General features: G+C 70.9%; 9 protein-coding genes. 3 read left to right on the top strand and 6 right to left on the bottom strand.

The genetic code is table 11. The annotated features are described in order from the left end of the window. Positions 1 to 78 precede the first annotated feature (78 nt). Positions 79 to 1341, top strand: coding sequence for a PucR family transcriptional regulator (locus tag IEZ09_RS36040; RefSeq protein WP_189258295.1), 1263 nt, complete (start codon positions 79 to 81; stop codon positions 1339 to 1341). On the opposite strand, the gene IEZ09_RS36045 is transcribed toward IEZ09_RS36040, so the two are convergent. Continuing rightward, positions 1315 to 2130 (bottom strand): dioxygenase family protein, encoded by an 816-nt coding sequence (locus IEZ09_RS36045; RefSeq protein WP_189258296.1) that lies wholly within the window; start codon positions 2128 to 2130, stop codon positions 1315 to 1317. The genes IEZ09_RS36040 and IEZ09_RS36045 overlap by 27 nt on opposite strands. 108 nt (positions 2131 to 2238) lie before the next feature. Here IEZ09_RS36045 and IEZ09_RS36050 point away from each other — a divergent pair, with 108 nt between their 5' ends. Continuing rightward, positions 2239 to 2826: a histidine phosphatase family protein gene (locus tag IEZ09_RS36050; RefSeq protein ID WP_189258297.1), complete on the top strand. Its 588-nt coding sequence runs from the start codon at positions 2239 to 2241 to the stop codon at positions 2824 to 2826. Positions 2827 to 2830: 4 nt separating this feature from the next. On the opposite strand, the gene IEZ09_RS36055 is transcribed toward IEZ09_RS36050, so the two are convergent. From IEZ09_RS36055 to IEZ09_RS36070, 4 genes are read right to left on the bottom strand one after another with little or no spacing between them, the layout of a single operon-like run. Then, entirely contained in the window at positions 2831 to 4162 is a 1332-nt protein-coding gene (locus IEZ09_RS36055) for a PEP/pyruvate-binding domain-containing protein (RefSeq protein ID WP_189258298.1), read from the bottom strand. Continuing rightward, positions 4159 to 4761, bottom strand: coding sequence for a transcriptional regulator (locus tag IEZ09_RS36060; protein WP_189258299.1), 603 nt, complete (start codon positions 4759 to 4761; stop codon positions 4159 to 4161). Before IEZ09_RS36060 ends, IEZ09_RS36055 begins: the two co-directional genes overlap by 4 nt. Beyond that, positions 4758 to 5816, bottom strand: a complete 1059-nt coding sequence (locus tag IEZ09_RS36065) for a TetR/AcrR family transcriptional regulator (protein ID WP_189258300.1) — start codon at positions 5814 to 5816, stop codon at positions 4758 to 4760. The genes IEZ09_RS36060 and IEZ09_RS36065 overlap by 4 nt, the downstream gene beginning before the upstream one ends. Before the next feature lie 47 nt (positions 5817 to 5863). Then, the gene (locus IEZ09_RS36070) at positions 5864 to 7033 is read right to left on the bottom strand and encodes an FAD-dependent monooxygenase (protein WP_189258301.1); all 1170 of its coding nucleotides are present in this window, start codon (positions 7031 to 7033) and stop codon (positions 5864 to 5866) included. A gap of 104 nt (positions 7034 to 7137) precedes the next feature. Between IEZ09_RS36070 and IEZ09_RS36075 the strand changes: the two genes are divergently transcribed. Then, entirely contained in the window at positions 7138 to 7605 is a 468-nt protein-coding gene (locus tag IEZ09_RS36075) for a MarR family winged helix-turn-helix transcriptional regulator (RefSeq protein WP_189258302.1), read from the top strand. Here the strand turns inward: IEZ09_RS36075 and IEZ09_RS36080 are convergent. Next, positions 7598 to 8838: TIM-barrel domain-containing protein (locus tag IEZ09_RS36080; RefSeq protein ID WP_229813274.1), on the bottom strand; the 1241-nt coding region annotated here is incomplete at its 5' end. The genes IEZ09_RS36075 and IEZ09_RS36080 overlap by 8 nt on opposite strands.

The following is an 8838-nucleotide window of genomic DNA, read 5'->3' on the forward strand; positions in this document are numbered from 1 at the left end:
CTCAGCATGGCGCTGGTCAGCGCCGGGTGCAGTGTCAGATATGGCGATCTGGTGGCCTCTGGCTGTACAAATTGGCACGTGCCCATCACGCTGCAGGAACTGGCCAGGACGTTGCGGCTGCCGGTGCTCGCGGGGGACGTGTCGAAACCGGTGGGCTGGGTGCACGGCACGGAGCTCGCGGACCCGACGCCGTTCCTGGAGGGTGGCGAGCTGCTGCTCACCACGGGCCTGAGGCCGATCACCGACGACTACGTGGAACGCCTGGTGCGCGCCGGCGTGGTCGGGCTCGGCTTCGGCACCGGTCTCGGTCACGACGTGGTGCCGCCCGCGCTGGTCGCCGCCGCTGAAGCAGCGGGACTCGGGCTCGTCGAGGTGCCGCGCGAGGTGCCGTTCATCGCCATCAGCAAGGCCGTGTCGAAGGCCGTCGCCGCCGACGAGTACGCGGCCCTCACCCGCACCAGCGAGGCGCAGCGAGCCCTCACGAGAGCCGCCGTCCGTGCAGGAGTCGGGGGAGTGGTGCGCAGGCTCGGCCAGTGGATCGACGGGTGGGCCGTGCTCCTCGACGCGGCAGGCCGGCCCGTGCACGCCCACAACCCGCGGCTCGTCCCCGACCTGACGGCAGAGCTGGGGCGCCTGAAGACCGCGGGCGGCCTGGCCAGCGCCGCGTTCGAGCTGGACGGCCTGCACGTGTTCCTCCAGGTCCTCGGCAGCCGCGCCCGCGGCGTGCTCGCGGTCGGCACCGCCAAGCCGGATCCCGGCATCGTCAACACGGCCGCGTCGCTGCTCGTCCTCGCGCTCGCGCAGAACGACTCCGTCGACGCGGCGAGGAGAGAGCTCCGCGCGGGCCAGTTCCGGATGCTGCTGGCCGGGCTCGCGGTCGACGGCCTGCCCGACCGGTTCCGGGTGTTCCTCACCGGCGAACCACCGGACGACGACGTGTTCTGGGCCGAGCACGACGGTGACGTCGTCGTGCTCGCCACCGAGTTCGACGGCTTCGCATCGTCCGAAGTGGACATGACGGAGGTCGCGCGCGGGTACCGCGAAGCCCGGCAGGCGCGGCAGGCCGGTGTTCGCGCGTTCGAGGACCTCGCCGGGCACCTGAAGCTCCCGGACGGCTTCGCCGACGCGCTGCTGAGGCCGTTGGACGCGGAAACCCGCGAAACGCTGCGCGTCTGGCTGGCCCATCACGGCGCGTGGGACCCGGCGGCGACGGAGCTGGGCGTGCACCGGCACACCCTCAGAAACCGCGTGCGCAAAGCCGAACAGGCCCTGGAGCGTTCGATGGACTCGCCCGGCCTGCGCGCGGAACTGTGGCTAGCCCTCCACAGCGAAGGTCAGTGAGGCGGTGTAACCGGACTGGACGTTCCCCGACATGGTCGCCATCTGCCGGTCCGTGCCGTCGCGGAATACCATGTCCTGCTTCAACGAAGTGCGCGCCATGTTCTGGACGCTCTGCGTGTACCCGGTCGTGCCGTAGACCTCCTTGCACGTCGTCTCGGGCAACGCGAGCTGCGAGGTCGTGATCTTGTTGCCCGCCTTGGTGGCCTCGGCGAGGCTCGGGTAGACCTCGAAGTGGATGTGCGGCCAGCGTCCCGAGTACGCGCCGGGGAAGACGCTGACGAACGTCAGCCTGCCCGACGAGTCCGCCTCCTGGACGCCGCGCAGGAAGTTCTCGTTCCGCACGCGGTCGGAGTACATCGAGTAGTCGCCGTTGATGTCGCAGTGCCACAGGTAGACCGCGGCACCGGCGTACGGCTTGCCGTCCTCCTTCTGGACCGTCAGCTCGATGGTCAGCGGCACGCCCTCGGCCGTGCGGGTGGACGAGCCGAAGCTGGAACGGATGTCGGAACGCACGATGCCGCTCTGGGTCAGCGCGTTCGGGCCGTTGGAGCCGTCGCCGGGGTACGGCCCGGCGGTCTCCTCGGGAATCGCTTCCAGCGGGGTTCCCGCCGCGGTCGTTCCGGCGGCGTAACTGCTCGTGGTGATTGGCGCGGTTGAGTTCGAGGTCGTGGTCGACGGTGCACAGGCCACGAGGGTGAGGCCTGCGCCGCCGAGCAGTGACAACGCCCGCCGGCGCCCGATGAGCGTGGCGAGGTCGAACTGGAGGCCGCGGTCGTGGTTGTCCGTCATGGGGACAAGGCTGCGGTCGTTTGCTGTGAGTCGCCTGTGCGCCGCCTGTCAGGAAGGTAGCGGATCCAGATGTTCAGAACATCTGGATGTTGGGAGTATCTTCACGTCATGGCGACTCGTCACGTGTACGTCGTGCGGCACGGCGCCGCGGATCCGTTCGGCGAGCTGACCGGCGCCGGGCAGCGGCAGTCGGAACTGCTCGGGCAGCGCCTGGCCGGCCTGCCGATCGACGTGGTGTGGCATTCGCCGCTGGCCAGGGCGGTGCGGTCCGCGCAGATCATCGGCAGGTCGCTGCCCGGCATCGCCGTGCGGGAAGCGGCCGAGCTCGTCGACCACGTGCCGCACGTGCCGGAGGAGATCCCTGCCGGGTGGGCGGGATTCTTCGACGGGTACGACGCCGCTGAGGCCGCCGCGGGTGCCCGTGTCGCCGAGGCGCTGATCGCCCGCTTCGCCCGTCCCTCGGAGACCGAGACTCACGAGGTCCTGGTCACCCACGCCTACCCGGTGGCGTGGCTGGTGCGGCACGCCCTCGACGCCCCGCCGGCCCGGTGGCTCGGGCTGGACTGCGGCAACACGGCACTCACGGCGATCGAGTACCGCGAGGGCGCAGCGCCGACGTTGTTGCTGTACAACGACATGGGCCACCTCCCACCGGACCTGCGTTGGACGGGCTTCGGACCCGCCGTGCGGCCTTGAGGGCTCAGCGTCGGAGCACCGCGTGGGCGGCGCTGAGACGGTCGGCCTCGTCGCGTTCGGAGTGATCGCCCGACACGTCGTCCGCCCAGCGCAGCAACCGGCGCAGGGGCTCGTCCGCCGTCGTCGTGACGACGCGGGGGCTGCCGAGAACGACTTCGCCGCTGGTTCCGTCGATCGTCACGAGCGTGCCTTCGCTGATCGTGCGTCCTCCGACGACGGCGGACGCGTCCGCGACGACGAGGTCGGCGACTCCCACGACAGCGGGTTTTCCCATCGCCCTGGCGACGACGGCGGCGTGGCTGGCCGGCCCGCCGCGCGCGGTGAGGATGCCCGTGGCGGCGGCCAGTCCGCGCATGTCGTGCGGCGAGGTCTCCTGGCGCACCAGGACGACCGGGCCGTCCACGGCCATGCGGACCGCCGTGTCCGCTGTCGTCGCCACCCTGCCGGTCGCGACACCGGGACACGCGCCCAGCCCTCTGGCCACGACGTCCTCACCCGGCGCGATCCGGGGTGTGCGAACGTGCCGGAGGTGGTGCGGCGAGATCCTGAGCAGCGCTTCGTGCCGATCGATCACGCCCTCGTCGGCGAGGTCCGCGGCCACGCGGACGGCCGCGGCCCCGGCGAACCCGCCCGGCCTGACCTGCAGCAGCCACAGCTCGCCGGACTGGAACGTGAACTCGACGTAGCACGCGTCGCGGTAGTGCGCCTCGACCCGGCTCAGCGCGTCGAGCAAACCGGCCCACACCACCGGTTCCCGGTCGGCCAGGTCCCGCAGTGGCAACGTCGGTGAGGAACCCGAGACGACGTCGTCACCCTGCTGTCCAAAAAGGACTTCTCCGAACGGGACGTTCGCACCCCTGTTGGGATCGCGGCTGAACGCGACCCCGGTGCCGCTGTGGTCGTCCCGGTTCCCGAAGACCATCGTCTGCACGATCGCGGCCGTGCCGAGGTCGTGCGGGATGTCGTGCAGCTCCCGGTAGGTCCGCGCGCGTGGCGTGTTCCACGACGAGAACACGGCCTCCACCGCCGTCCTGGCAGCGGCCGCACTCGTGAGTTCCAGGTTGAGGATCGTGTTCATCATTCCGGGCATCGACACGGCGGCCCCGGAGCGAACGGACACCACGTCGAACCCGGTGATCGCCGCCGCGAGCTCCTCGTCGAGCCCGCCGGGAAGACGTCCGTCGCGCAGGAACGCGCGACAGGCCTCCGTGGTGACGACGAACCCGGCGGGCACCGGCAGTCCCAGCCGGTGCAGGACGACGAGGCCGTGAGCTTTGCCGCCCAGCACCTCCGCCGTCTCGTCGAGCTCGGCGGAGAGGTGCCGAATCCACCTCATCGCGGGATCCCGAGCGTGACGAGCAGATCTTCGTGCAGCTCCGCCCACACGACGTGGTAGGACGACGTGCTGTCGGCGAGCTCCTCCCACTTTCCCGCGGTGGCACGGCCGAGGGCCTCTGCCAGGCGGGTCTGGTAGCGGCCGAACCGGGGCAGCGCCGAGGCGAGCTCGGCGCAGACCGCGGCGGCACGCCGGTCGAAGTCGGCGAACCGGTCGAGCACGCGGGCGTCGTAGGACGGGTCGCGGTGATCGTTGGCGATCATGACGCCGTCGGCGGACCGCAGCTGCCACGCAGTGCAGAGGTCGAGCAGCTCCGGGTTGAGCACCAGGAAACCGTCGAACGCCGCGGCCACGGCGGGGCGGGCGGCGGCGGACTCCAGCTCGGCGGCGATTCGCTGGGCGTGCGCGGCTCGACCGCTGCCGGTCAGGCTCCACACGCCGAAGTCGGCGTTGCGCGTGACCAGTCCGGCGACCGCGAGGTCGATCAGCTCGGACTCGACGTCCGGTTCGCCGAGACCCGTGGTCGCCGCCAGCCTGGTGAGGCCGGCGGTGCCGACGCAGCGGAGGGCGTGCAGCACCAGCAGATCCGGCCCGCTCACGGCGTGGCCTTCCGGACGGCCGACACCGCGTGGCCGGCGCCGCGCCCGCTGGAGCGGGCGACGATCATCCCGCCCCGGACGCGCACCGCGACCTCGGTTCCGTCACCGGGATCCGTGACACCGAGCGCGGACGCCACCAGCGCGTCGTCGTCGAGCACCACCCGGACGCGCTGCCAGGCCTCGGGTGCGAACACGCGCCGCAGGCAGCCCGCGAGGTCGGTGATCCTGAGCCGGACGAGGCGGCCGGTCTCGGCGGGGTCGCCGGTGACGATGACGATCGTCGTCCGCTCGCCGGAGCGGACGGCTTCCTCGGCGGCCCCCAGACGGCCTGCTCCCAGGACGGTGATCAGGCCGTCGGAGGCGAGGTCGGCCTGCCGGCCGCTGATCTGGTCGACGAGACCCGCCGGCGCCGTCCAGCTGTCCGCGCACGGCGTCGCCGGGGTGACGAAGGGCAGGTGCGGTGGCGCCCAGGTGTCCCCGAACCGGATGTCGGCGAGGTGCCGGCACGCGTGCGTCAGGTCGAAGGGATCGCCGGACCCCGGCGCGATCTCGGCCCGGTGGCTCGCGCCGCCCAGCAGGGTGAGCGCCAGTTCGGCCAGCCGCACCCGGCGTGCCGGCGCGCCCGCTTCCAGCGCGATGGCGAGCAACAGCGCCTCCAGCCGGGTGACCTGCGCCAGCACCTCGCGGGTGTGTTCGTCGTCGAGGACTCCGTCCAGCGAGCGCAGCTGCAGGCGGCCGCCCCACGCCGTACCGCCCAGCGGCAGGCGTTCGAGCCAGACCCTGGCGAAGTTCTCCAGCGCGTCGTCCAGCGACTCTGGCGGCACCGGGGGATCGACCTGGCCGGTGGTCTCGACCAGGTCGATCAGCACCGCCAGGTACAGGGCGCGTTTGCTCGGGAAGTTCGAGTACACCGCGCCACGGGTGAGCTCGGCCCGTTCGGCGATCCGGTCGATCTTCGCCAGGGCGTACCCGTGTTCGGTGAACTCCGCCTTCGCCGCCGCCAGCACGGAGGCCCGCGTGCGTTCCTGCTGCTGTGCCCGTGTCAGCCGAACCATGAACATCAGGATACTCACACCATCCAGATGTTTGTAATATCTGAATGTCAGCTGAACTCCGGCAAGGTCAGCGCGGAGTGCTCGGGACGGCCGCCCTCGACGGGTACCGTCTCCAGCTCGCGCAGAGCGGCGTTGCGTGCGGCCAACGCCTCCGCGGTGGAGGGGAACAGCGCCGCGTCGCCCTCGGCGACCAGGCCCTGGTTCGCTTCGACGAACGGCCGGGTCACGCGCTCGTACGCCTCGAACGCCGCCGTGTGGTCCGGTGCCGTGGCCAGGTGTCCGGCCAGCACGTAGGCGCCGACCAGCGCGAGGCTCGACCCCTGCCCGGTGAGGAACGACGGCGCGTACGCGGCGTCACCGACCAGGGCGACCCGGCCGGACGACCAACGCGGCAAGCGGATCTGGCTGACGGTGTCGAAGAACAGGTCGTCGGCCGTGCGCATCGCCTCGACCATCCTGGGCACCTCCCAGCCGTCGCCCGCGTAGGCCGACGCCACGAGGTCGCGCTGCGCCTGCGGATCGTGGAACGCGCCGAACGGGGCCTCCGCGCGGACGAAGGGCAGGAAGCCGTGCACGGTCTCGCCGTCGCCGATCGCGTACAGCGCGGCGGCGCGGCCGGGCTCGTTCCAGATCACGGCCTCGTGCTTCAGGCCGAAGTGGTTGGGCATCGTGAAACCCGCGAAGCAGTAGCCGAGGTAGCGGTGGAACTGTTCCTCCGGGCCGAACGTCAGCGCGCGCACCACCGAGTGCAGTCCGTCCGCTCCGATGACGTGGTCGTAGGTACGTCGAAGACCACTGCGGAACGTCACGTCCACGCCCCCGGCGTGGTCGTTCATCGTGGCGATGGAGTCCTCGAAGAGGAACTCCACGTCGTCTCGCACGGCGTCGAAGAGGATCTCGGCGAGGTCGCTGCGGCGGACCTCCAGGTCGCTGACGTCGCCGCCGGAGACCGACTCGGGGCGCAGCGACGCGGCCTGGCTGCCGTCCGCGTTGAGGAACGTGATCCGCCGGGTGTCCACGTGGACCTCCCGCAGGCGGGGGAGCAAGCCCATGCGTTCGACGACGCCGAGCGCCGTGCCGCGGATGTCGATGGGGTATCCACCACCGCGCAGGGTCTGCGCCTTCTCCACGACGGTGACGTCGACGCCGTGACGTCGCAGCCAGAACGCGAGTGCGGGGCCGGCGATGCTGGCGCCGGAGATCAGGACGGTGCTCATGGTCCCTCCAGATAACTAACTCAGGTATCCTTTTTCGGGCCGCGGTGATCGCTGCGGTTCCTGTGTGATCGACACTAGCATATACCTAAGTTAGGTAGATAAGTATGAGTGAGGCCGGACTCGATGTCGCGACGGTGCTGCCGCGGCTCATGCAACTGGGCACGGTGCTCAACCGCAGCCAGCTGGTCGACCGGGCGATGGAGCACGTCGGCATCCCGCTGGACCGTCCGGGGATGACCGTGCTCATGACGTTGCGCATGGCGGGCCAGCCGCTGCGAGTGGGGGAGATCGCCGCCAGGATGCAGGTCGTCGGCCCGCACGTGACGAGGCACCTGCACGACCTCGAGCGCGCCGATCTCGTCCGGCGCGTCACCGATCCGAACGACCAGCGCGCACGCCTGATCGAGTTGACCGACCAGGGCGCCGCGGCCGCGGGGCGCTACCTGGAGGCGATCCTCGGCTGGTTCACCGGCGCGGTCGCCGACTGGTCCGACGAGGACCAGCGGACGTTCGGCCGGCTGCTCATCCGGTTCGTGGACGACCTCCAGGCGCGCCTCGCGGACGTCAGCTGAGGGAGAGCAGCACGGTGCTGGAGCCGTGTCGGGGTTGGAGCTTCAGCACCGTGCCCCCGAACGTGCCGGGCGTTGAGGAGACGGACGCCCAGCCCGTCGTCTTGCCACGCAGTTCCTCGACGGTCGACGCCGCCAGCGGCTTCCCGTCGATCACCACGCGTTTCACGCCCGCCGGCACCATCAGCTGCGACTCCTGCGGTGCGCCGGTGAGCCGGACGAGGAGGTGGTCGCCGAACGAGTGCGCGTGGAGGTTGCCGAACCGGCCGTCGGCCGACGGCGAGACCAGCCAGCCCGCGCGGTCCTTGCGGTCGAGGTCGTTCACACCCCACGGCTTCGACCAGATCTCCGGCGTGCGGAAGTTGAGCGGCATCGCGGCGGACGCCCGCAGGTAGAGCGGGAACTCGTCCAAAGTGGCCTCTCGCGTGATCGTCCGGCCACCGGTCACCCGAGCACCGGAGAACAGGTCGATCCACTCGCCACGAGGCAGCCACACGTCGACCGGCGTCGGCTTCCCGGCCGCACCGTCCGCCTCGGCTCGGTCCGCCGTCACGGGAGCCGCGAGCAGATCCGGCCCGACCATGAACTGCTGGTCGGCCTTCCACGCGGCCTCCTCGTGCGGGTACCGGAAGGCCATCGCCTGCGTGATCGGCGTGCCATCGCGGGATGCGCGAACCGCCTGCGCGTACAGGTACGGGAACAGCTCGTGGTGCAGCACCGCGGCCCGCTTGAACCGGTCGAACGTCGCCGCGTCGTACACCCACGGTGTCGAGTTGCGGCCGGAGCTGCCGACCTGGAACACCGGCGTGACGGAGGACTGCTGCGCCCACCGCACGAACAGCGACTCCGACGGCCCGCCGCCGAGGTTGCGGTAGCCACCGATGTCCGAGCCGTGCACCGGGTGGCCGGAGATCCACGAGTTGATGCCCCGCCGGGTCGTGAGGCGCAGGCCGTCGAAGCTCATGTCCGCGTCGGCCTGCCAGAACCCGTGCAGCAGCGTGGGCATGCCGTCGCCACCCGCGCGGAACAACGTCGTGTAGTCGTCGCCGTGCACCTTCCGCAGCGTCTTCACCACGGATTCGGCGTACAGCAACGGGTACTGGTTGTGGATCAGCGTGCCGGGCCCGCCCGCGAACGTCGTCTCCTCGAAGTTGTGCTCCTCGCCCCGGTCGCCCTTGACTGTCGTGTCTCGGGTGATCTGTCGCAGGTTTGTCTCGGTTGTTGTGACACAAGGTT

The organism is Lentzea flava (assembly GCF_014648475.1).
GTDB classification, from domain to species: Bacteria; Actinomycetota; Actinomycetes; order Mycobacteriales; family Pseudonocardiaceae; genus Lentzea; species Lentzea flava.

Coding starts and splice junctions, on each gene's coding strand:
- IEZ09_RS36045 (WP_189258296.1), bottom strand. CDS start 2,130: ATGACGGACAACCACGACCGCGGCCTCCAGTTCGACCTCGCCACGCTC.
- IEZ09_RS36050 (WP_189258297.1), top strand. CDS start 2,239: ATGGCGACTCGTCACGTGTACGTCGTGCGGCACGGCGCCGCGGATCCG.
- IEZ09_RS36055 (WP_189258298.1), bottom strand. CDS start 4,162: ATGAGGTGGATTCGGCACCTCTCCGCCGAGCTCGACGAGACGGCGGAG.
- IEZ09_RS36065 (WP_189258300.1), bottom strand. CDS start 5,816: ATGGTTCGGCTGACACGGGCACAGCAGCAGGAACGCACGCGGGCCTCC.
- IEZ09_RS36070 (WP_189258301.1), bottom strand. CDS start 7,033: ATGAGCACCGTCCTGATCTCCGGCGCCAGCATCGCCGGCCCCGCACTC.
- IEZ09_RS36075 (WP_189258302.1), top strand. CDS start 7,138: ATGAGTGAGGCCGGACTCGATGTCGCGACGGTGCTGCCGCGGCTCATG.